Source organism: Marinobacter sp. (assembly GCF_052091845.1).
Classification (GTDB): Bacteria; Pseudomonadota; Gammaproteobacteria; order Pseudomonadales; family Oleiphilaceae; genus Marinobacter.
The window spans coordinates 47,284-68,634 of sequence record NZ_JBQDCO010000014.1 but is presented as its reverse complement, the minus strand read 5'-3'; the positions used below and the strand labels follow the sequence as shown (position 1 = coordinate 68,634).

The following is a 21,351-nucleotide window of genomic DNA, read 5'->3' as shown; positions in this document are numbered from 1 at the left end:
ATCTTTCTCCGTTCGGAAATCTCGTTCAGGGTTAACCAAAGAACTTTTCGCCAGTTTTGGCCATTTCGCGCAGCTTCTCGGTTGGGTGGTACAAAGCACCAAGATCTGCAAACTTGTCTGCCAGTTCTACGAACCTGTCTACGCCCATATCATCGATATAACGCAGAGCACCACCACGGAATAGCGGGAAGCCGATACCGAAGATCAGGCCCATATCGGCGTCAGCCGGGTCCTCAACAATACCGTCTTCCAGGCAGCGAACCGTTTCCATGCACAAAGGAATCATCATGCGAGCAATGATATCTTCGTCACTGAAATCGTTCTTACCCTGAACAACCGGCTCAAGCAGCTTGTAGGTGTCTTCATCAACCACCTTCTTCTGCTTACCCTTGCGGTCCAATTCGTACTTGTAGAAGCCTTTCTCTGTCTTCTGGCCGTAACGATCGTTATCAAACATAACGTCGATGGCCGTGGTACCTTCGTGCTTCATACGATCCGGGAAGCCGTCAGCCATTACCTCACCAGCGTGCTTGCCGGTGTCCATGCCAACAACGTCCAGCAAGTACGCAGGCCCCATAGGCCAACCGAACTTTTCCATAACCTTGTCTACGTGCTGGAAATCCGCACCGTCGCGCACCAGACCAATAAAACCACCAAAGTATGGGAACAGCACGCGGTTAACCAGAAAGCCCGGGCAGTCTTTGACAACAATCGGTGTCTTGCCCATGGACTTGGCGTAAGCAACGGTGGTTGCAATTGCGCGATCACTGCTCTTCTCGCCGCGAATTACCTCAACCAGCGGCATCATGTGTACCGGGTTAAAGAAATGCATGCCGCAGAAGTTTTCCGGACGCTTCAGGTTTTTGGCCAGAAGGTCGATGGAAATAGTTGAGGTGTTGGACGTCAGGATGGCGTCATCGCGAACCATTTGTTCGGTTTCACACAACACGGCATCTTTCACCTTCGGGTTCTCAACAACTGCTTCAACAACCAGGTCTACGTTCTTGAAATCACCGTAGTTCAGGGCTGGGGTAATGTTGTTCAGAACATCAGCCATCTGGTCTGCCTTCATGCGGCCTTTATCGACACGCTTAACCAGCAGGTTTTTGGCTTCTTTCAAACCCAGGTTGATACCGTCCTGGTTGATGTCCTTCATGATGATCGGCGTGCCTTTCAGTGACGACTGATACGCAACACCACCACCCATGATACCGGCACCCAATACAGCCGCCAGTTTCACTTCAGACGCTTCTTTTTCCCAGGCCTTGGCTTTTTTCTTCAGCTCCTGATCATTCAGGAAAAGGCCAACAAGGCAACCAGCAACATTGGTCTTCGCCATTTTGGCAAAGCCTTTGGCTTCTACTTCAACGGCCTTGTCGCGAGTCAGACCAGCGTGCTTCTGCATCACCTTGATAGCTTCCACTGGTGCCGGGTAATTTTTACCCGCTTTGCCAGCGACAACCGCCTTGGAGATTTCGAAAGCCATCATGCTTTCCATGGCGTTCAGCTTGATCTTGCCTTTTTTCTCTTCACGGCGCGCTTCGTAGTCGAGCTTACCTTCATTACACTGGTTTATGATTGAAATCGCAGCCTCAACCAGCTTTGCCGGCTCTACAACTGCGTCTACAGCACCGATTTTCAGGGCTGCATCGGCACGGTTTTCTGTGCCACCGCTGATCCACTCAACGGCGTTATCCACACCCACCAGGCGAGACAAGCGAACGGTACCGCCAAATCCCGGGAAAATACCCAGTTTAACTTCCGGCAGGCCAACTTTAGCCTTGGGAGCCATCACCCGGTAGTCGGTCGCCAGGCACATCTCGAAACCGCCACCTAGCGCAATGCCGTTGATGGTCGTAACGGTTGGAAATGGAAGGTCCTCTACCGCACTGAAAATGGCATTGGCCTTCAGATTGTTGGCTACCAGGTCTTCTTCGGAACCGGCAAACAGCTCAGTAAACTCTGTAATGTCGGCACCAACGATGAAACTGTCCTTGGAGCTGGTAACTACCAGGCCCTTGAGTTTCGTCTGTGCTTTAAGTGCATCAGTCGCGGCGCTGAGCTCTTCAATAGTAAGACGGTTGAACTTGTTTACCGACTCGCCTTGCAAGTCGAAGTCCAACTGAGCGATCCCGCCTTCGATCTCTTTAACCGTGATGGCTTTACCTTCGTAAATCATCAACTGATCTCCAGTCTGTGTTTGGAACTGCGGCAAGCACCAGCTTCACTCGTTAACCTAATGAGTTGCCAGCACTGTTTATGCAGCCAGATTTCGGTCACTGCCCGATTAATCGACTCAAAATTCATACAGTCGTTTGAATCGTCAGGGCACACGATGTGAAAAAACGACACGTTTGTCAATTTGTTTCTTTCCGAATAACTCCACGTTCCACTGAATTTCTTATTCTTCTTGGAGTAAAATTCTTTTTATTCAAACGATTACAAAATGCATATAAGAACAAACGTGAACTTATCTTCGCAAATTTCAAAGATATTTGCATTTACTCGAACCAGGTCCCGCAAAACCGCTTGATTGGCTGGGGAAGTTACTTTACCTTCAATCTACGACTTTGGTACACAATAATAAACGTATTACGGAGACCCAATCCGATGAAAACCAACCACCTAAGGGCCCGCACCCTACTGGCTGCGCTGTGTCTAGTTGCGCTCACGTCCATGGGTGTGCGAGCCCAGGAAGCTGACAATGTTCTTTCCCAGCTTCACACTTTCCGAGTTAGCAATTACACCTCTCTGGATGCCTATTACCGATACATCGGAGGCGGTAGCACCGATACGCTCAATGAGATCGTATCGGGCATCAACTCCGCGAATGACTCAATGAACTTTCTCGCGGCAAGTGACAGTGGCGCTCTCACAAACCAGCAGATCGAAGAGCTAAACGGAGAGTTCGACAAATTCAAAAGTCTGATGCGTGACAACATTAACGAAGTTCGAAACACCGGATACCCGGATTTACGTCTGGCTTCAGATATGGCCAACCAGGCGCTTACAATGAATGGTCTGGCAACGGAGTTTTACCAGGTTGCACAAGAGAACTCTCAAGCAAAAACGAGTACCAGGGTTGAAGCAGCCAGGATGGGCGCCGTGAAAATCGCGCAAATGAGGGCAAAGTACTCGGTTCGAACCAACTCTTCTGTATCGCAAACATTTCAAGGGTCCTCCACTGAAACCTCGCTCGACGAACAGGCCAAGGAATTTGATCAACTGCTAAACACCTTCTCTAATGGTAAAAGCGACGGTGAACTGAAAGCACTCTTAAACGATATTTCGTCCAAATGGCAATTCATCCGCGGCTCTTATATCAACTACAATGAGGACAACGTGGGTTTCGTAATTGACAGGTATTCAAAGCGGATTCTGGAAAACCTTACAATAGCCATCGAACTGCTACTCCAGCAGAACAGCTGAGCAATACGCAAGTCCTTCCCCCGGACGGACTTGCGTATTATGCTGGATGAAAGCCGATACACTAAGGAGCTAGGTATGTCTGCCTACAAGAATATGCTTGTTGCAATAGATCTGACCGAAGAGGCACCCCAAGTTCTGGATAAAGCCAGAGCCATGAGCGAGGCCCACGGTGCAAACCTTATTCTGGTGCATATTGTAGAACCTGTGGGTTACGCCTATGGCGGCGATATTCCCATGGATTTGACAGAGTTGCAGGATCAACTCGACAAGGCGGCTCGCGAGCAACTTGCGGCTTATGGCAACACTTATAGCGTTGACGGGTCCAACCAGATTGTGACCGTAGGTCGGCCGGAATCTGAAATTCACCGCTTGGTGAAAGAGCATTCAGCAGACCTGGTTATTGTGGGAAGCCACGGCAGAAAAGGCTTCCAATTGCTTCTGGGTTCCACCGCCAACGGTGTTCTGCACGGAACGGAATGTGACGTACTGGCTATCAGGATCCGCTAAACGCAACTACACGAAAGCGTTATCTAAAATGCCCGGAGTCATGTAATCTGGCACCGGGCATTTCAGAGACTGCAAAGCTGTCAGAGCCTACCCCTCAAGCTCCATCCATCGTTCAATTACCTTCTCAAGGTGCTCTTCCTTTTGCTCCATCTCTGCCAGTGTTGCCGCAATATCTTCAGGCGACCCGGAATAGAAACTGGCAGACGCAACGCGCTCCTTAATTTCGGCGACATCTTTCTCCAGCTCTTCAATTTGTTTGGGCAGTTGCTCAAGTTCCAGCTTCAACTTGTAACTAAGCTTGGCTGGCTTTGGCTTACTGGCAGCGGCGGCTTGAGGCTCAGGCTGCGTCTTTTCAGGCTTGGACGAGCTAACCTGCTTTCCCTTGCCAGACTTTACTGCCTTATCATGCCGATCAGGGCGCGCACCACTAGCCTCAGCCGGAAAACAACCACCCTGCCGACGCCAATCGCTATAGCCGCCCACATATTCAAGAACGCTGCCCGTGCCATCCAAAAAGACAGTGTCCGTGACCACATTATCCAAAAATTCGCGATCGTGGCTGATCACAATGACGGTGCCGGCAAATTCAGAAAGCTGCTCCTCCAGTAATTCAAGAGTTTCAACATCCAGATCGTTGGTCGGCTCATCCAGCACTAAAATGTTGGCAGGCTTGCTGAACAACTTCGCCAGTAGAAGTCGCGCACGTTCGCCCCCTGAAAACACACTAACGGGCGATCTGGCACGCTCTGGCGTGAAAAGGAACTCCTGTAGATAACCAAGCACGTGCTTGCTTTGCCCGTTGATCTCGATAAACTCCCGGCCTTCCGACAGGTTATCCAAGGCATTCCGCTCCAGGTCCAACTCGCCACGAAGCTGGTCAAAATAGGCAACTTGCAGATTGGTGCCCAGGCGGATATTGCCTTCTGTTGGCTCAAGGTCGCCCAACAGCAATCGCACCAGGGTTGTTTTGCCCGTCCCGTTTTCGCCCACAAGACCTATCTTGTCGCCCCGCAGAACGGTGATGTTCATATCACGGATAATCGGCGCTCCACCCGGGTAAGCAAAGCCGGCATCCACCGTTTCAGCCACCAACTTGCCAGACCTGGCAGCATCCTCCACCGCAAACGTCGCGGTGCCGCCACGGACACGCCGCTGCCGATGCTCTTCACGCATGGCCCTAAGCGCTCTCACCCTCCCCATGTTACGGGTACGGCGAGCCTTGATACCCTGGCGGATCCAGGCTTCTTCTTGTTTCAGGCGCTTGTCGAAAAGAGCATTCTCCCGATCTTCTTCTTCAAGCGCCTTTTCCTTCAGGTCCAGATAACGATCGTAAGACGCCGCGAAACTTACCAGTTTGCCACGATCCAGCTCCACCACCCGCGTAGACATGCGCCTGATGAAGGCACGGTCGTGACTCACGAACAGCATGGCCCCACGGAAGGCTCCGAGGGCCTCTTCAAGCCATGCGATAGCCGGCACATCCAGATGGTTTGTAGGCTCATCCAACAACAGGATATCTGGCTCCACAACCAGAGCCCGAGCCAGCAGTACCCGGCGCTGCCAACCGCCTGAGAGTCTGTTCAGAGGTTGTTCCGGGTCTATGCCATACTGCGCCAGAATGGCACCCACCTTCTGATCAAGTCGCCACCCATCCAGCGCTTCAATACGCTCCTGAACCTTCATCATGCGATTGAGGCTGGCCTCATCTGCCTGCTGGGTCAGCGTGTGAAACTCGGCCAAAAGCTGGCCTGTCTCAGGAAATGCGCCAGACACAACTTCGTAGGCCGTTCTCGTATCGTTGGTCGGGAGATTCTGTGGCAGCACCGCCAGCACGGCGCCGTCTTCCAGCCGAACATGCCCGCCATCGGGAATTACGTCTCCGCTGACAATTTTAAGCAGGGTTGATTTACCCTCTCCGTTTCTTCCCAAAAGACACACCCGCTCGTCGGCATCAATAATAAGAGACGCCTGGTCCAGTAGCGGTTGCATGCCGAAGGCGAGAGATATCGAGTCCAGCGTTAACAGTGGCACGTTGCTTTTCACTCCGATTCAATAACAGTGACAGAGTCATCCACGTGAATGACTCCGGATGTTTCATGGATTGCGTTCTGGCCAAAAATCACACCTTCCGGTGTTCTTCGATAAGACGAAAGCGTCCTTAAGGGTTGCAGGCCAGAATCTTTTACCCCGGTATCCGGATCAACGGTCGTCAACACGCAGCGGGAGCTGGGTTTTACAATGTCAAAGCTGTGGCTGCCCAGCTTGAGCTTACGCCATCCATCTTCTTGCCAGGCGGTGGCGCCCCCGATAACGATATTGGGCCGGAATCGACGCATATCTACGGGCGCATCCAATCGGCCATTCAGCTCATCCAGCGATGCCAGGCTGGTAATCAGAAATGGAAATCCGTCGGCAAACCCAACGCGACGGTATTCGGTTACTCGCCCAACATCAACACGTCGAAACGAGGAGTCAGGCATGTAAACAAAACGCAACTCTTTGCCGCAAAAGCGACTCAGTGCTTCGCAAACAGAAGACTCAGCCTCCAGAGCTTTTACCCAATCGCGCCAAACCAGCGCCCGCAGCGCCTTATCAGTGACCTGTAACTTGAACTCACCCTCCCCCGGAATATGAACACTCACCTCGCGATCAACCAACACAGTGGTAATCCTGGCGAGCTCAGGCAGCGCCCTCTGGGTAACAAAGCTGCGATCGGAATCAACAATCATCCAGCGCCGATCACCTTTGGGACCGAAATCGTCCATCTCAAATGCAGAAACCTGGATACCGGCGAGAGACTTAACCGGATAGATGTGGAGTGAGTGAACTTTCAAAAGGCATGCCTCCAAAGCAATACGTTCGTGTTGGCGAGGCGATTCAGTATAGCCAAAAAAAAACCCGGCCTCACACGAGACCGGGTTTTTAAAATCTGGAGCGGGAAACGAGATTCGAACTCGCGACCCCAACCTTGGCAAGGTTGTGCTCTACCACTGAGCTATTCCCGCAGTGCTGAGGGCTTACGCCAACAACGGAAGCGCATTTTACGCATCCTGTCTGTTTCGTCAACCTCCTTTGGTAATTTTATTGTCCAAAACGACGTGCGGAGCCCAGATATTCCTTTTCAGCATCGGTAGACGTCCGCCCGAGGGCCTTATTCCTATGGGGAAAGCGCCCAAAGCGTTCGATAATCTCTTTATGGTCACGAGCCGACTGCAAAAAGCTCTTCATGAAGCCTTGAAGCATTCCCGACGTTGAAGCAACGAGTTGCTCATAACACTCAACAGCCAAAGCCTGATCTTCCGGGCGCTCAGCGTGCTCAAGTGGCATATAGAGAAATGCCCGTTGCACCGGAGGCAGCGTCATATCATGGCCCTTTCTCATGGCCTCTTTGCACAGCTTGCTCGCCAGCTTATCCTGCTCAAAGGCCAGAGCTCCGCCACGAAATATATTCCGGGAGAATTGATCAAGCAACAAGATTTCGGCCAACCGCCCGCCGGCCGTGCTACGCCAGTGATCAAGCCCTTGCTCGGATGCAAACAGAACCATTGAGAGAAACCTGCGACGCACCTCCTGATCAAACTTTCTGCTTGAACGAAACCAGCGATTGCGATGAAAGCTGTCAGGCAGGCCATTTTCATCAAGATCTCCAAACCAGAAATCCAGAATCTCTTTCCAATCGAACATTAGATGACACCCTGTTATCTTGATAGACGGGACTGGCAGAGAATACCGGCCCTTGCATAAAATTACGACAGGCACTTTTGAAACCCGATAGCCCGGAGCCTTGATGAACAGCCGCCGCATCATTCTGTTAGCACATGGCAGCAGCGACAAACGCTGGTGCGCCACCTTCGAAGCCCTCGCCAAACCAACATTGAAGGCCATTAACGGCTCTCGAATTGCCTACATGGAGCTGTCTGAACCCTCTCTGGAATCAGTCATTCATGAAGGCGTAAGTGCGGGTAATCGTGAGTTTACGATTGTGCCCCTGTTTCTCGCTGCCGGACGCCACCTCCGTAAAGATGTACCGGCCAAAATAAAGGCGCTCGAGAGATCCACTGGGGCCAGCATCGAGCTTTCGCCTCCCATTGGAGAAAACCCTCTTCTGGGACATGCAATTAAGGATGTTGTGGCACTCCAGCTTGACCAGGGCACCAGCAAATAAGGAGTACAACATGAGCAAGCGCGTACTGATAACCGGCGGTACTGGATTTATCGGCAGCAAGCTATGCCCCGAGATGCAGGCTCAAGGCTATAAACTGACTGTTCTCAGCCGGCAGTCCTCAAGCACAGTGCGTGCGCTGTGCGGCCTGGTTGAGGTTATTAACGACCTTGAGAGCCTGAGAGCCGATACAGGCTACGATGCTGTGATCAACCTCGCAGGAGAAGGTATAGCTGAAAAGCGATGGACCAACGAGCGAAAACAGGCCCTGCGAAATAGCCGTATAACATTAACCAACAAACTGACAGAGATAATCAAAAGCTGGGACCATACGCCTGGGGTCTTGGTTTCAGGGTCTGCAGTGGGGTTTTATGGTAACCAGCAAGACAGCCTGGTTACGGAAGATACCATCCCGCACGATGAGTTTTCCCACCAACTATGTAAAGACTGGGAAGATGCTGCGCTCGACCTGCGCTCTCTGAATGTACGCGTATGCTTATCGAGGACAGGCGTCGTGGCAGGCTCAGGGGGCGGTTTCCTGCAGCGCATGGTTCCACCATTCAAACTCGGGCTGGGCGGTCGTATGGGCAGCGGAAATCAATACATGCCCTGGGTCCATCGTGATGACGTTGTGGCGGCACTTATCTGGATGCTGGAAACACCTCAGGCGTCAGGTGCCTACAACGTGGTCAGCCCCAACCCGGTCACAAACCGTGAGTTCACCCGCTGCCTGGCCAAGGTGTTAAATCGGCCCGCAATATTTCCAGTGCCTGCACCGGTTTTGAAAGTGGCGCTTGGGGAAATGTCACGCCTTTTACTAACCGGCCAGCGAGCGGTTCCTGCCAAGCTGCTCGAATCCGGATTTGAGTTCCGTTACCCGGCGCTTGAGGAGGCGCTTAAGAGCGCCACTGGTTAAAACACATTTTTAAATAAAATCGTTGACAGGCGGAGGAGGCTTACCTAATATACGCGCCACCTCGACGAGGCAAGGTTTAAAGCGATGCGTCCCCTTCGTCTAGTGGCCTAGGACTCCGCCCTTTCACGGCGGCAACAGGGGTTCGAACCCCCTAGGGGACGCCATTTTTACTTCACATAGTGTTATGCCAGAAGTAAAAAACCAATTAACCTGACACTATCAAGGTTACCCTGGTCAAGCTGCTTTATCCTCCATACTCAGGTTCCTCCTGATCTGCCTTTCCTCGTAGTTCTTCTGGTCGCGCACAACAAACACTCCCACAGCAACGAAGAACACCAGTACCAACAGCACAACTGCAATGCCAGCGAAAACGACCGCATCCATATACATAGCTTTTTCTCCTCACCCGTATCAAACTTGATTAAGCTCAGGTTACGTCACCCGAAGATACAGATATTGACCTGCGTCAATAGAGTACATCACTGTTATAATTGAGGATCAAACAAACACCAAAACGGACACACTTTCGAGGATTTTCAAGGAATTTGCTCAGCAGTGCTGCTATAGTCACAGAACTATTTACTATTAATTTATACCAACTGTTCCGGGCGACTGAAGTACTACATGCCGAAACTGCCAACACGCTTCCAACGTTTTCGCTCGGGCTCTCCCCTGTCTTTCAGGTTGCTTGCCTGGATACTCCTGTTCAGTTCAGCGTTCACCCTGATCGCTTCGGCTATCCAGATCTATTCTGACTATCGCAAAGAACTTTCCCAGATTGATAGCCGCATGCAACTGGTTGAATCCGGGTATGCCTCCAGTCTTGCCAGAAGCCTCTGGGCCCTTGATCAAAAATTACTTCAAACCCAAATGGAAGGCATACTCAGCCTGCCAGACGTCGTTCACCTGCGGCTGGGCATTGAACCAGACTCTGAATTGATCATGGGCGAAATCCCTCGTGGCTCTGATACCAAGTCTCACCAGTTCGATGTTATTTATGAAGACGGTGATGAAATCAAGCTAGGCGAGCTGACAGTCACAGCCGATCTAAACCGTGTATACCAGGATTTGAAAAGAAAAATTGGCATCATTATGGCCACCCAATTCCTGAAGACATTTTTGGTATCCATACTTATTATTCTGATTTTCCAGCGCTTTGTGACACGCCATCTGACAACGATGGCAAACTACGCAAAGGATTTTTCCCTGAAAAACCTCAACACGCCACTCACCCTGGATCGTCTGGATACGCCGTCACACCGCAACGACGAAATAGGCCGCGTAAGCGAAGCAATCAACCAGATGCGTGAGCGCTTAAACGCCGACATGGTTCGTCAGGAAAAAGACGCTGCGGAGATTTACAAGTTCTCCAAAGCGATCGAGCAAAGCCCGTCATCGGTTGTGATGTGTGATCGGCAATGGCGGGTTGAGTTTGCCAATCAAAAATTCACCCAACTCACTGGTTTTGATGCAAAATCGATTATTGGTCGCCACCCGGGCGCCTTGAGCGATAACAATACAGAAAATCGTGACAACCGCCACCTCTGGCAATCCATCCGTTTACAGGTTCAACGGGTTGGTGTTTGGCAGGGCGAGATAAACAGTGTGCGCAGGAACGGTGAGCGGTTCTGGGAACAGCTGATCGTAACGCCCATTAAAGACGCCGCCGGCAACGCCACAGGCTATCTTATACTTGGCGAAGACATCAGTATTCGAAAGCGCTACGAACAGCAGTTATTGCGCCAGGCAAACTACGACATTTTAACTGGCCTGCCCAACCGCATGCTTGCACTGGACCGGTTGAAATTGGCGCTGGCACAGGCCAGGCGTGAAAACTCCATGGTTGGCGTAATGTTTTTGGATCTTGACAACTTCAAACACATTAACGACACCCTGGGCCACGACGCAGGTGATAACCTGCTGATCGAAGCCGCCCGCCGTATTTCCAGCTGCCTGCGAGGAACCAGCACGGTCGCTCGGCTCGGTGGTGACGAATTTCTTGTTATCCTGCCGGGGCTTGCGGGGCCAGAATCCTCTTCTCAGGTGGCAGAGCGTATTCTCGCTAACTTTACTCCCGCCTATACCCTGAATGGCCAGGAGATATTTGTTACCACCAGTATAGGTATTGCCATTTTCCCTAACGACTCCGATAACAGTGGCACCCTGCTTCAGCATGCAGACGCAGCCATGTACCAGGCCAAGCATCAGGGTAAGAGCTCCTATGCCCACTTTACGCCCGAGATGACCGCGGCGTCTCATGAACGCCTGCAAATGGAGTCACGCATGCGCCGGGCTCTGGAGTTGCAGGAGTTCGAACTCTACTTCCAACCTATCGTCGATGCAGTGTCAGGCGAGCTGCGGGCGGCAGAGGCCCTGTTGCGCTGGAACAATCCGGCAATGGGTGTGGTTATGCCAGATAACTTTATTCCACTCGCTGAAGAAACAGGTTTAATCATCCCCATTGGCGAATGGGTACTTGAGCAGGCTTGCCGTTCAGCACGAGAATGGAAAGATACCATTGGCCAGGATATTGGCATATCCGTGAACGTATCCCCACGACAATTCCGCGACCCGGGTTTTACCAACGCAGTGATGAGCGCCCTTGCCAATAATAACCTGGCCCCTGAAAGGCTAGAACTGGAAATCACCGAGAGCTTACTGCTCGACAACTCTATTGAAACAGCAGACATTCTCAAACAGTTAGACCGAGCAGGGGTACGCCTATCAGTCGATGACTTTGGCACGGGTTACTCCGCCCTCAGCTACCTTAAGAGCTACCCGTTTGACACCCTTAAAATCGACAAATCGTTTGTCCAGGATGTGCTGAAAGAGCCGGAGGACGCCTCTCTGGTGCGTGCGATCATCAACATGGCTCACAGCCTGGGACTGACCATCATTGCAGAGGGCGTTGAGGAAGAATCGCAAACCTACTTCCTGAAACAGGAAGGCTGCGATTTCGCCCAGGGCTATTTCTACAGCCGTCCACTCTCCGCCGGGGCGTTTTCCGAGTGGCTGAAAACCAACCACCGTACACCAACCTGACACCCAGGGAACTGTGGGAACATGAAACAATCCATTCTTGTTGTTAACTGTGGCAGCTCTTCTTTAAAGCTCGCCCTCTTCGACGAAAATGAAAACAAAATCGCCTCAGCAATGGCTGAGCGCCTGAACCAGGCGGATGCGTTTGCACGAATTGATGGCGACAACCAATCCGTGACTCTTCCGGCCAACACCAATCACAAACAGGCTCTGCAGGCGTTGGTGTCAGCTTTCAGAGAACGCCAGCTTATGTCCGAGACGCCCTCTTCTATTGGTCACCGTGTTGTCCACGGCGGAGAGACTTTTCGCGAAGCTGTTCTGATTGACGACGATGTTGTTACAGCCATCAACCATTGCGCCGGGCTTGCACCTCTTCATAACCCGGTCAACCTCGCCGGGATCGAAGCGACGAGGGGGCAGTTTCCGGAAACGCCACAGATCGCCGTGTTTGATACCGCCTACCATCAGACCCTCGCGCCCCGCGCATTCCTTTATGCATTACCAGAAGCCTATTATCGTGATTGGGCTGTGCGGCGCTATGGGTTCCACGGCATAAGCCACTTCTTCATGGCCAACGAAGCCGCCCGCCGGCTTGGCAAAACGCCCGAAACCACCTCAATTATTGCAGCCCACCTGGGCAACGGCTGCAGCATAACGGCGATTAAAAATGGCCTGAGCGTAGATACAAGTATGGGGCTAACGCCCCTCGAAGGGCTGGTTATGGGTACTCGCAGCGGCGATATCGACCCTGGGCTTTTCGAATATCTGCGCACCCGTGGTGTCGCCCTGAAAGACGTTCACAAGGTACTTAACCATGAAAGTGGGCTGCTTGGAATCTCAGGGCAAACCAACGATATGCGCACACTCTGCAAACTGGCTGATAGCGGCCACGAACCTTCCACTCTCGCCATTGAGATTTTCTGCTTCCGACTGGCAAAATACGTGGGCGCCATGATGGCCTCGCTGAGCCAGCTGGATGCGCTGGTATTCACAGGTGGTATAGGGGAAAACAGTGTGCAAGTGCGTGAAAAAACCCTGAGCCATTTAAAGCTTCTGGGGTTTGCTATGGATACCGGGAGCAATGAGTGCCATGGCCACCACACCGAAGGCCGAATAGAGCACGCCGGTTCACGCTTCCCGGTTTTGGTTATCCCGACCAACGAAGAGCTGGTTATTGCCCGCGAGGCCGCGCGCCTGTCTCAGGCATCATGACCAACACCCGGAACCAAACCACTTAAACCAACCTTTTACTGAACCATCGGAAACCCTATATGGCAAAAAGTCTGTTTATTGCGCCAACATCCATGGGCTCAGGGCTCACATCCGTTTGTTTGGGCCTACTGCGCGCCATGGAGCGCGTTGGCATTAGCGTTGGCTTCTACAAGCCCTTCTGCCAGTCTGTTAACCAGGGTGAATCCCAGCACAACAACGGCAAAGACTCATCCGTAACCTTTGTTCGCTCTCGCAGCCACCTGCAGCCACCAGAGCCATACCCGCTGAAAAAAGCCCAGCACCTACTGAACCGGGGGAAATCGGATTTTCTGATGGAAACCGTTGTGGGTGAGTATCAGAAAGTTGCCAAGGATGTTGACGTTGTAATCATCGAAGGGTTGGTGCCCGATCGCACTGAAGCCTACATAGCACGACTTAACGTTGAAGTGGCTCGCAACCTGGGGTCCGAGGTTGTGCTGGTCAGCACGCCAGGAAAATGCAGTGCCGCCGAACTGGATGAAGATCTGGACTTTGCCGCTCGCTTGTTCTCGGATATGTCCACACAGGATGTGATTGCGGTAATCCTGAACAAGCTTGGCGAACCAGAAAGATCGGGGCTTGAACCCTATAGCAACATCAGCCAGACACCCAGCGAAACCATTGACTACGAGAATGCTTGTAGCGTGTTTCGGGATGGGCGTTTCCGGCTATTGGCCGAAATCCCCTGGCAGCCTGATCTGATGGCACCCCGGGTATCCGATATCGCCCGTGAGCTGGATATTCCGGTACTGCACGAGGGCCAAATGCACAGTCGCAGAGTCCAGAAAGTGTCTGTGTGCGCGCGATCAATCCGCAATATGACTCAAACCCTGGGCCCAGGCACTCTGATGGTCACACCCGGTGATCGTGAAGATATTATTGTGGCCACTGCAGTGGCAGCGCTTAATGGTGTCCCTCTTGCCGGTTTAATGCTGACCGGCGGCCTTATACCCGACCAGCGGGTAATCGATCTGTGCTCCCGGGCCATGAACACCGGGCTACCGGTATTGAGCTCTCACACCAATACCTATGAGACCGCACACATGCTGGCGAATTTGTCTGTGGCGATTCCAACCGACGATCCGGACAGAATCGAAAAGGCCATGGAAACCGTCGCCACAAAAATTGATACCGACTGGCTTCAGGAACACCTGCGGGTAGCCATTCAGAGCCGTTTATCGCCACCGGCGTTCCGTTACCAGTTGTCTGAGCGTGCCCGGGCCGCCAACAAGCGCATCGTACTTCCAGAAGGTTGTGAACCACGTACAGTGCAAGCCGCCATTATTTGCCACCAGCGAAAGCTTGCTCGCTGTGCACTGATCGGCGACGAAGCGGAGATTCAGAACATCGCCGCGTCACAGGGCCTGGAATTGCCGGCCGACATTGAAATCATCAACCCTGGAAAAGTACGTAAAAGCTATATTGCTCCCATGGTTGAATTGCGCCAACACAAAGGGTTAGCGCCAGATATGGCCGAGGCATTGCTGGAAGACAACGTCGTTATGGGCACCATGATGGTCGCGCTGGATGAGGCCGACGGCCTGGTTTCCGGTGCAATCCACACCACTGCCAACACCGTGCGCCCTGCCCTGCAGTTGATCAAAACCCACGACCAGGCCAAGGTTGTCTCCTCCGTTTTTTTCATGTTGCTGCCACAGCAGGTTGTGGTCTACGGCGACTGCGCTATTAACCCAGATCCGAATGCTGAGGAACTTGCGGATATTGCGATACAGAGCGCGGAATCAGCGGAAGCCTTTGGCGTTGAACCTGTCGTCGCTATGCTTAGCTACAGCACCGGCGAATCAGGCACTGGCCACGACGTGGAGAAGGTGCGCGAAGCAACCAGAATAGCCCGCGAGCGTCGGCCAGACTTACTTATCGACGGCCCGTTGCAATACGATGCTGCCGCCATAGAAAGCGTTGCCCGAAGTAAAGCGCCTAAAAGCAACGTGGCAGGTAAAGCAACCGTGTTCATCTTCCCGGACCTCAATACTGGCAATACCACTTACAAGGCGGTTCAGCGTAGTGCCAATGTTGTGAGTATTGGCCCCATGCTTCAGGGGTTAAGAAAGCCGGTTAATGATTTATCGCGGGGCGCGCTGGTAGAAGATATCGTGTTTACTATTGCACTCACTGCGGTGCAGGCAAAGCAGGTGGAGGATGCGGGGCTGGCTTAAGCCAGCCCACTCAGCAACTGAACTTCTCAGCGCTTGGTACTTTTCTGGCGGGTTCTTTTCACACGGCGCCCTGCTTTCAAGTCGTTATCCTGCTTAACCTTCTGGCGAGGCGTTTTCCGATCCACCTTACCGGCAAACGGGTTCTCACTGGATCGGAACTCAAACCGAATGGGCGAACCCGTTACCCGCAGCACTTTGCGGAAGGTATTTTCAAGGTAACGCTTATAAGACCCAGGCAGCGCAGCTGTCTGGTTGCCGTGAACCACCACGACGGGAGGGTTAGAGCCGCCCTGGTGGGCATAGCGCAACTTAATCCTGCGCCCGCGAACCATAGGTGGCTGATGCTGAGAAATTGCGTCTTCCAGGATGGTTGTCAGGTAGTTGGTTGGCCACTTTGCCATGGCCGATTCGTAGCAGGCCTGCACCGAATCATACATAACACCCACACCCGACCCATGAAGCGCAGAAATATAGTGTTTGTCGGCATAATCAAGAAAATCCAGACGACGCTTTATCTGCTCTTTTACCTTGGCGCGGTCGTCAGGGTCCATTCCGTCCCATTTGTTCACGGCAACTACCAGTGAACGGCCGGCATCCAGGACAAACCCGATCAAATGCAAATCCTGATCCACGAGCCCCTGGCGGGCATCAATGACCAGTATCACCACATGGGCGTCATCGATCGCCTTCAACGTCTTGATAATAGAAAACTTTTCTACAGCCTCATTCACATTCTTGCGGCGCCGGACACCCGCAGTATCAATAAGAGTGTATTGTTTCTCGTGGCGCTCGTAGGGGATATACACACTGTCCCGGGTTGTACCGGGCATGTCGTAGACAATCACCCGCTCTTCGCCCAGCATCCTGTTAACCAGTGTTGATTTGCCTACGTTGGGGCGGCCCACAATACCTATGCGAACCCCCGGGTAACGGGCAGCCTGGTCGGCTTCAACCTGGTCTTCCGCGGAGGGTAGCAGCAACTCAAGCATCGAACGGATGCCACGGTTGTGAGACGCCGCTATCATAAACGTTGACTCAAACCCCAAGCTATAAAAATCAGCTGCTGCGATATCCGGGTCTTGCCCGTCGGTTTTGTTAACCACCAAATGAGCGGATTTTCCCGATCGCCGCAGATGATCAGCTATCAATTCATCACCCGCTGTCAGTCCCGCGCGGCCATCCACCAGAAACAGAACGGTATCAGCTTCCTCTACCGCTTGCATGGAGTGTCGAGCCATCTCGGCATCGAGCCCTTCTTCAGTACCTGTAAGGCCGCCGGTATCAATAACGATAAAGCGCTGCTCTTCGTATGTGCCCTCACCGTACTTGCGATCCCGGGTCAGACCGGGAAAGTCCGCCACCAGCGCATCCCGGGAGCGTGTCATCTGGTTGAATAATGTCGATTTGCCAACATTGGGGCGGCCGACAAGGGCAATTACTGGGGTCATAATGGTTCGCTATACAGATATTATAGGCTCAGCGTGCGGCAGAGCGTTGAGGGAGTGCGGATTAATTCCGCTCCCTCAGTTTGAATACAGACAGTTTACCGCCATTTCCGAAAACCATCAGGTTTCCGTCGGCCATGCGCTGTAATGGAACCCGCAGGCCATCGCTGTCGTAATGTTGTTGGCCCATCAGGCTTCCATCGTCTGCAGACAGTACGTGCAGGTAGCCCTCATAATCACCAACAACCACATAGTTTTCGTAAACCGCCGGCTGAGTCAGCTGGCGCCAGGACAACTTGTCCTGGCGCCAAAGCTCTCTGCGATCAGAACCTCGGTAAGCGATCACATCGCCGTTCGCAGAAGACAAATAAATATTATTACCGCCAATCATCGGAGCGTGCAGGCTAGAGGCCTTGCGACTCCAGATTTCCTGACCAGTACGAATATCAACCAACGCTAGCTTGCCCTGGTATCCAGATACCATCACAGCACTATCCAGAACCAGAGGTTGACCAGCGATATCCACCAGCCTCTCGAGCTCTGTACGACCTTGGGGTTGACCTACTTCGTATTGCCAAAGAGGTTGGCCTGCATCGGCTGACAACGCAATGAGCTTGCCGTTAGAGAACGAAGCAAGTACCACATCGCCACCGACCAACGGGGCCGCTGCTGCCCGCAAGGAAAGTGCCGGCACTACGCCATCATACTGCCAACGCTTGTCACCCGTGGCGGTATCAAAAGCCAGGACCCGGCCATCAGTAGTCTGGGTGATCACTAGCGCCCCATTTGACTGGGGAGCGGCCAACGCCTCCGTGGGCAATGCACTGCGCCATAACTCTTCACCGTCTTCACTGGAAAAAGCGACCAGGTCAGCTTCTCGGGTAACCAGGTAAAGCTGGCTCCGATCTCCGCCAACACCGGCAAAGATACGATCTTCCAGATTCCGCTTCCAGTTCAACTCTCCCGTTTCGGCATCGAGGGAAACCAGTTCACCATCGGCCGAGGCTGCGTATACAGTATCGCGGGCATTCAGTGGTGAAAGGTATATAAAGTCACCATCGTGGCCGTTGCCAACCGACCTGCTCCAAACTGTTTCGAACTGCACGGTGCTGTCTACATCGGGCACGTCCACCGGTTGTTCAAAGGTATCTGTGGTGCTACACCCGGACACGCCCAAAGCGACCGCCAAGACTGCAAAAAACCCGGCCTGAATCAGCCTGTTGCCAGTCAACCGCATCAAGCCTCCTCTCCAACACCAAGGTCAGACAATTTTAGCTCCAGAATGCCGCTACGGCCTTGCTGGCCTTGTTCGCGAGCGGCCAGGTAGGCTTCACGCGCAGCTTTTTTATTGCCCTTGGCCAGCAGAATATCGCCGCGCAGCTCAGAGAACATGGCCGCGAACGCATGGGCGTTATCCTGGCCTCCGGCACCGTCAATTGTCGCTAAGGCCTCATCGTACCGCTCAGCAGAAAACTGGGCCCGAGCAAGACGGTTACGTACAACAAGCGCAACCGCTTCGTGCCCATCAGTTTTATCAAGAGCCCACTGAAGTGACTCAATAGCCGCTTCTGCATTACTGTCTTCCAGCAGTTGTTGACGAGCAAGAACCAGGTTGCCGTATACCGCATAGGCACTGTCGGTATATTCCTCACGCAACGTTTTGGCAACAAAGGCTACGGTCTCACCGGCGGTGTCATCTGCGTCATTGCCAAACGCACCCAGCAGAGTCGCAAACTGGTTTGCGGCCTCAGTACGCTGTTGATGCTGGTAGTTCTGCCAAGCCTGCCAACCAAATACAATTGCCAGGGCTGCACCGATGCCGATCAGAAGAGAACTGCCGTTACGCTTCCACCAGTCCTTAATCGCTTGTACCTGTTCCTCTTCGGTGTTCAATTCCGCCATGTTGACTCCGGTAATGTATTTTTAATTTTGTATTGCTGCGACTCAGCTCGCCAGGGCTTTGGCCAGCGCTGCAGCCAGCTCACTCTGAGCCACACTGCTCTGTTCTTCATCTGAACGCAGCGGCTTCACACCCGCCGTTGCATTCTCCAACTCATTGTCGCCCAGGATCACGGCGTAGCGCGCCCCACTTCTATCGGCTTTTTTCATCTGGCTCTTGAAGCTGCCACCGCCACAGTGGCTGACAATCACCCGGTCCGGCAGCTGATCACGCAAGGTTTCCGCGAGGGCCAGAGCCGGGGCAACAGCAGTTTCACCCATGGCCGTTACATAGATATCCGCATTACTGTTCGCTTCCTTGGGCACCAGCCCAAGGGTTTCCAGCAACAGAATGAGACGCTCCAACCCCATAGCAAACCCTACTGCCGTGGTCGGCTTGCCCCCCAGTTGCTCCACCAGGCCATCGTATCGGCCGCCGGCACATATAGTTCCCTGGGCGCCAAGGCTATCAGTTACCCACTCGAACACGGTTTTGCCGTAATAATCGAGCCCGCGAACCAAAGCCGGGTTCACTGTGTAAGCGATGCCGGCCGTATCCAGCAACTCTTTAAGCCGGGCAAAGTGTGTTTTGGACTCTTCGTCCAGATAATGTTCAAGACGTGGCGCATCCACAAGCAGTTTGCGCGTCCCTTCGTCTTTGCTGTCCAGAATACGAAGCGGGTTAGTCTCAAGGCGACGCTTGCTGTCCTCATCAAGCTGCTCTTTGTACTGCCCCAGATAGTTAACCAAGGCGCCACGAAACTCGTTTCGGGCCTTTGCCGAACCGATAGAATTAATTTCAAGGCGCGCGTGGCTACCCAGCCCCAGCTCATGCCAAAGCCTGGCAGTGAGAATCAGCAGTTCCGCGTCAATATCAGGCCCCTGAATCCCAAAGCACTCAACACCAATTTGATGAAACTGACGGTAACGGCCTTTTTGCGGGCGCTCGTGTCGGAACATAGGCCCGGTGTACCAAAGCCTGCGGGTTTGGTTGAAGAGCAAACCGTGCTCCTCGGCTGCACGAACACAACCAGCAGTCCCCTCGGGCCGAAGGGTCAGGCTGTCACCGTTACGATCCGAAAAGGTATACATCTCTTTTTCGACGATGTCCGTTACTTCACCAATAGAGCGCTTGAAAAGATCGGTTTGCTCCACCACTGGCATACGGATTTCCTGATAACCATACTGCCGCAATACTTTGCGGGCCGTGGACTCAACAAACTGCCAAACCGGTGTTTGCTCTGGCAGGATATCGTTCATCCCGCGTATTGCCTGAATCTTAGCCAATGTAAACCCTTAGTTTTCTTTGGATAGTCGTGCCTGACTGCGTTAACCGATCATTTGTCTGAGCGTGTAATAATAGCGTCTTCGCGTTCTTTGCGGCGCTTGATCTCTTCCCGAACAAGGCGTTCGAGGTCATCGGTAAGAGTGGCATTATCTAGTTTCTGGTTCGGTTTGCCATCTTTGTAAAACAGATTTTTCGGGCTACCACCGGTAAGCCCCAGATCAGCCACCTTGGCCTCGCCTGGGCCATTAACAATGCAACCAATAATGGCAACATCCATGGACTCATTGACATCTTCAAGCCGCACTTCAAGGTCATTCATCGTTTGTATGACATCAAAGTTCTGACGTGAACAGCTGGGGCAGGCAATAAAGTTGATGCCCCGGCTACGCAACCTCAGGCTTTTCAGAATATCAAAGCCTACTTTGATTTCCTGAACAGGGTCTGCCGCCAAAGACACACGAATGGTATCGCCAATGCCATCCATTAACAGCATACCAAGGCCGATGGATGACTTTACCGTACCCGAGCGAAGCCCGCCGGCCTCGGTAATACCCAAGTGCAAAGGCTGGTCAATTTGCGTGGCAATTTTGCGATAGGCATCCACTGTCATGAAAACTTCTGAAGCTTTCAGGCTGACCTTGAAGCTCTGAAAATCATGCCGATCCAGAATATCGATATGGCGCATGGCCGACTCAACCAGCGCATCGGCGGTTGGCTCCCCATATTTACGCTGAAGATCCTTCTCCAGTGAGCCGGCATTCACACCAATACGCATTGGAATATCGCGATCGCGGCATGCGCTGATCACCGCGCTCACACGGTCTTCACGCCCGATATTGCCCGGATTGATCCGCAGGCAATCGACACCCAGCTCGGCGACACGCAACGCTATCTTGTGATCGAAATGTATATCTGCAACCAAAGGCAAAGACACTCGCTCGCGTATCTTTCCGAAAGCGTCAGCGGCCTCCATCGAAGGCACTGACACCCGAACTATGTCTGCGCCAGCGTCTTGCAGCGCCGTGATCTGACCGACCGTAGCGTCTACATCGCACGTATTGGTGTTTGTCATACTCTGCACCGCGATGGGTGCGTCGCCGCCAACGGGTACATTCCCGACCATAATTTGCCGGGACTCTCGCCTTTTGATCGGGGATTCCTGTTTCATTTGTTTATGACCAAAATAGATAAATACAAAA

The 21,351-nt window shown here is 52.8% G+C and carries 17 protein-coding genes and 2 tRNA genes; 8 read left to right on the top strand and 11 right to left on the bottom strand.

The features are described 5' to 3' along the window. Nucleotides 1-31 precede the first annotated feature (31 nt). The gene (gene fadB, locus ACTHYN_RS06740) at nucleotides 32-2,179 is read right to left on the bottom strand and encodes a fatty acid oxidation complex subunit alpha FadB (RefSeq protein ID WP_441811709.1); all 2,148 of its coding nucleotides are present in this window, start codon (nucleotides 2,177-2,179) and stop codon (nucleotides 32-34) included. Nucleotides 2,180-2,610: 431 nt separating this feature from the next. Here fadB and ACTHYN_RS06735 point away from each other — a divergent pair, with 431 nt between their 5' ends. Beyond that, on the top strand, nucleotides 2,611-3,429 hold the full coding sequence (locus ACTHYN_RS06735; RefSeq protein ID WP_441811702.1) for a hypothetical protein: 819 nt from the start codon (nucleotides 2,611-2,613) through the stop codon (nucleotides 3,427-3,429). Between the two features lie 75 nt (nucleotides 3,430-3,504). Beyond that, nucleotides 3,505-3,936 carry a universal stress protein gene (locus tag ACTHYN_RS06730; RefSeq protein ID WP_441811701.1) on the top strand — a complete coding sequence of 144 codons (432 nt, stop codon included), beginning with the start codon at nucleotides 3,505-3,507 and terminating at the stop codon, nucleotides 3,934-3,936. 87 nt (nucleotides 3,937-4,023) lie between these two features. On the opposite strand, the gene ACTHYN_RS06725 is transcribed toward ACTHYN_RS06730, so the two are convergent. From ACTHYN_RS06725 to ACTHYN_RS06710, 4 genes are all read right to left on the bottom strand, one after another. Continuing rightward, nucleotides 4,024-5,967: an ATP-binding cassette domain-containing protein gene (locus tag ACTHYN_RS06725; RefSeq protein WP_441811700.1), complete on the bottom strand. Its 1,944-nt coding sequence runs from the start codon at nucleotides 5,965-5,967 to the stop codon at nucleotides 4,024-4,026. Between the two features lie 8 nt (nucleotides 5,968-5,975). After that, nucleotides 5,976-6,770 carry an MOSC domain-containing protein gene (locus ACTHYN_RS06720; RefSeq protein WP_441811699.1) on the bottom strand — a complete coding sequence of 265 codons (795 nt, stop codon included), beginning with the start codon at nucleotides 6,768-6,770 and terminating at the stop codon, nucleotides 5,976-5,978. Nucleotides 6,771-6,866: 96 nt separating this feature from the next. Beyond that, a tRNA-Gly gene (locus ACTHYN_RS06715) sits at nucleotides 6,867-6,941 on the bottom strand. A gap of 76 nt (nucleotides 6,942-7,017) precedes the next feature. Next, entirely contained in the window at nucleotides 7,018-7,620 is a 603-nt protein-coding gene (locus ACTHYN_RS06710) for a DUF924 family protein (RefSeq protein WP_441811698.1), read from the bottom strand. Nucleotides 7,621-7,723: 103 nt separating this feature from the next. Between ACTHYN_RS06710 and ACTHYN_RS06705 the strand changes: the two genes are divergently transcribed. From ACTHYN_RS06705 to ACTHYN_RS06695, 3 genes are all read left to right on the top strand, one after another. Beyond that, complete coding sequence (locus ACTHYN_RS06705; RefSeq protein WP_441811697.1) at nucleotides 7,724-8,101, top strand: sirohydrochlorin chelatase; 378 nt, start codon at nucleotides 7,724-7,726, stop codon at nucleotides 8,099-8,101. 10 nt (nucleotides 8,102-8,111) lie between these two features. Continuing rightward, the gene (locus ACTHYN_RS06700; protein WP_441811696.1) at nucleotides 8,112-9,014 is read left to right on the top strand and encodes a TIGR01777 family oxidoreductase; all 903 of its coding nucleotides are present in this window, start codon (nucleotides 8,112-8,114) and stop codon (nucleotides 9,012-9,014) included. Between the two features lie 88 nt (nucleotides 9,015-9,102). Continuing rightward, nucleotides 9,103-9,178 (top strand) — tRNA-Glu (locus ACTHYN_RS06695). A gap of 70 nt (nucleotides 9,179-9,248) precedes the next feature. Here the strand turns inward: ACTHYN_RS06695 and ccoM are convergent. Further along, nucleotides 9,249-9,404, bottom strand: a complete 156-nt coding sequence (gene ccoM, locus ACTHYN_RS06690) for a cytochrome c oxidase subunit CcoM (RefSeq protein ID WP_441811695.1) — start codon at nucleotides 9,402-9,404, stop codon at nucleotides 9,249-9,251. A gap of 234 nt (nucleotides 9,405-9,638) precedes the next feature. Here ccoM and ACTHYN_RS06685 point away from each other — a divergent pair, with 234 nt between their 5' ends. The 3 genes from ACTHYN_RS06685 to pta are packed head-to-tail and all read left to right on the top strand — an operon-like array spanning nucleotide 9,639 to nucleotide 15,481. Then, entirely contained in the window at nucleotides 9,639-12,056 is a 2,418-nt protein-coding gene (locus ACTHYN_RS06685; protein WP_441811694.1) for an EAL domain-containing protein, read from the top strand. A gap of 21 nt (nucleotides 12,057-12,077) precedes the next feature. Beyond that, nucleotides 12,078-13,265, top strand: a complete 1,188-nt coding sequence (locus tag ACTHYN_RS06680; RefSeq protein WP_441811693.1) for an acetate/propionate family kinase — start codon at nucleotides 12,078-12,080, stop codon at nucleotides 13,263-13,265. A 59-nt stretch (nucleotides 13,266-13,324) separates the two neighbouring features. Further along, nucleotides 13,325-15,481: a phosphate acetyltransferase gene (pta, locus tag ACTHYN_RS06675; protein WP_441811692.1), complete on the top strand. Its 2,157-nt coding sequence runs from the start codon at nucleotides 13,325-13,327 to the stop codon at nucleotides 15,479-15,481. A 26-nt stretch (nucleotides 15,482-15,507) separates the two neighbouring features. Here the strand turns inward: pta and der are convergent, their stop codons facing one another. From der to ispG, 5 genes are all read right to left on the bottom strand, one after another. Next, nucleotides 15,508-16,929, bottom strand: a complete 1,422-nt coding sequence (gene der / locus ACTHYN_RS06670; protein ID WP_441811691.1) for a ribosome biogenesis GTPase Der — start codon at nucleotides 16,927-16,929, stop codon at nucleotides 15,508-15,510. Between the two features lie 61 nt (nucleotides 16,930-16,990). Further along, complete coding sequence (bamB, locus tag ACTHYN_RS06665; protein ID WP_441811690.1) at nucleotides 16,991-18,163, bottom strand: outer membrane protein assembly factor BamB; 1,173 nt, start codon at nucleotides 18,161-18,163, stop codon at nucleotides 16,991-16,993. Next, nucleotides 18,163-18,828 carry a YfgM family protein gene (locus ACTHYN_RS06660; RefSeq protein WP_441811689.1) on the bottom strand — a complete coding sequence of 222 codons (666 nt, stop codon included), beginning with the start codon at nucleotides 18,826-18,828 and terminating at the stop codon, nucleotides 18,163-18,165. The genes bamB and ACTHYN_RS06660 overlap by 1 nt, the downstream gene beginning before the upstream one ends. Nucleotides 18,829-18,870: 42 nt before the next feature. Then, complete coding sequence (gene hisS / locus ACTHYN_RS06655; protein ID WP_441811688.1) at nucleotides 18,871-20,151, bottom strand: histidine--tRNA ligase; 1,281 nt, start codon at nucleotides 20,149-20,151, stop codon at nucleotides 18,871-18,873. Between the two features lie 50 nt (nucleotides 20,152-20,201). Further along, nucleotides 20,202-21,320, bottom strand: coding sequence for a flavodoxin-dependent (E)-4-hydroxy-3-methylbut-2-enyl-diphosphate synthase (ispG, locus tag ACTHYN_RS06650; protein WP_441811687.1), 1,119 nt, complete (start codon nucleotides 21,318-21,320; stop codon nucleotides 20,202-20,204). Between the last annotated feature and the right edge of the window lie 31 nt (nucleotides 21,321-21,351).

What these genes read in the sequence shown, in the direction of transcription:
- ACTHYN_RS06680 (WP_441811693.1), top strand. Translation starts at nt 12,078, where the DNA reads ATGAAACAATCCATTCTTGTTGTTAACTGTGGCAGCTCTTCTTTAAAG.
- pta (WP_441811692.1), top strand. Translation starts at nt 13,325, where the DNA reads ATGGCAAAAAGTCTGTTTATTGCGCCAACATCCATGGGCTCAGGGCTC.
- ispG (WP_441811687.1), bottom strand. Translation starts at nt 21,320, where the DNA reads ATGAAACAGGAATCCCCGATCAAAAGGCGAGAGTCCCGGCAAATTATG.
- ACTHYN_RS06735 (WP_441811702.1), top strand. Translation starts at nt 2,611, where the DNA reads ATGAAAACCAACCACCTAAGGGCCCGCACCCTACTGGCTGCGCTGTGT.
- ccoM (WP_441811695.1), bottom strand. Translation starts at nt 9,404, where the DNA reads ATGTATATGGATGCGGTCGTTTTCGCTGGCATTGCAGTTGTGCTGTTG.
- ACTHYN_RS06730 (WP_441811701.1), top strand. Translation starts at nt 3,505, where the DNA reads ATGTCTGCCTACAAGAATATGCTTGTTGCAATAGATCTGACCGAAGAG.
- fadB (WP_441811709.1), bottom strand. Translation starts at nt 2,179, where the DNA reads ATGATTTACGAAGGTAAAGCCATCACGGTTAAAGAGATCGAAGGCGGG.
- ACTHYN_RS06685 (WP_441811694.1), top strand. Translation starts at nt 9,639, where the DNA reads ATGCCGAAACTGCCAACACGCTTCCAACGTTTTCGCTCGGGCTCTCCC.
- ACTHYN_RS06700 (WP_441811696.1), top strand. Translation starts at nt 8,112, where the DNA reads ATGAGCAAGCGCGTACTGATAACCGGCGGTACTGGATTTATCGGCAGC.
- ACTHYN_RS06660 (WP_441811689.1), bottom strand. Translation starts at nt 18,828, where the DNA reads ATGGCGGAATTGAACACCGAAGAGGAACAGGTACAAGCGATTAAGGAC.
- bamB (WP_441811690.1), bottom strand. Translation starts at nt 18,163, where the DNA reads ATGCGGTTGACTGGCAACAGGCTGATTCAGGCCGGGTTTTTTGCAGTC.
- der (WP_441811691.1), bottom strand. Translation starts at nt 16,929, where the DNA reads ATGACCCCAGTAATTGCCCTTGTCGGCCGCCCCAATGTTGGCAAATCG.
- ACTHYN_RS06710 (WP_441811698.1), bottom strand. Translation starts at nt 7,620, where the DNA reads ATGTTCGATTGGAAAGAGATTCTGGATTTCTGGTTTGGAGATCTTGAT.
- ACTHYN_RS06705 (WP_441811697.1), top strand. Translation starts at nt 7,724, where the DNA reads ATGAACAGCCGCCGCATCATTCTGTTAGCACATGGCAGCAGCGACAAA.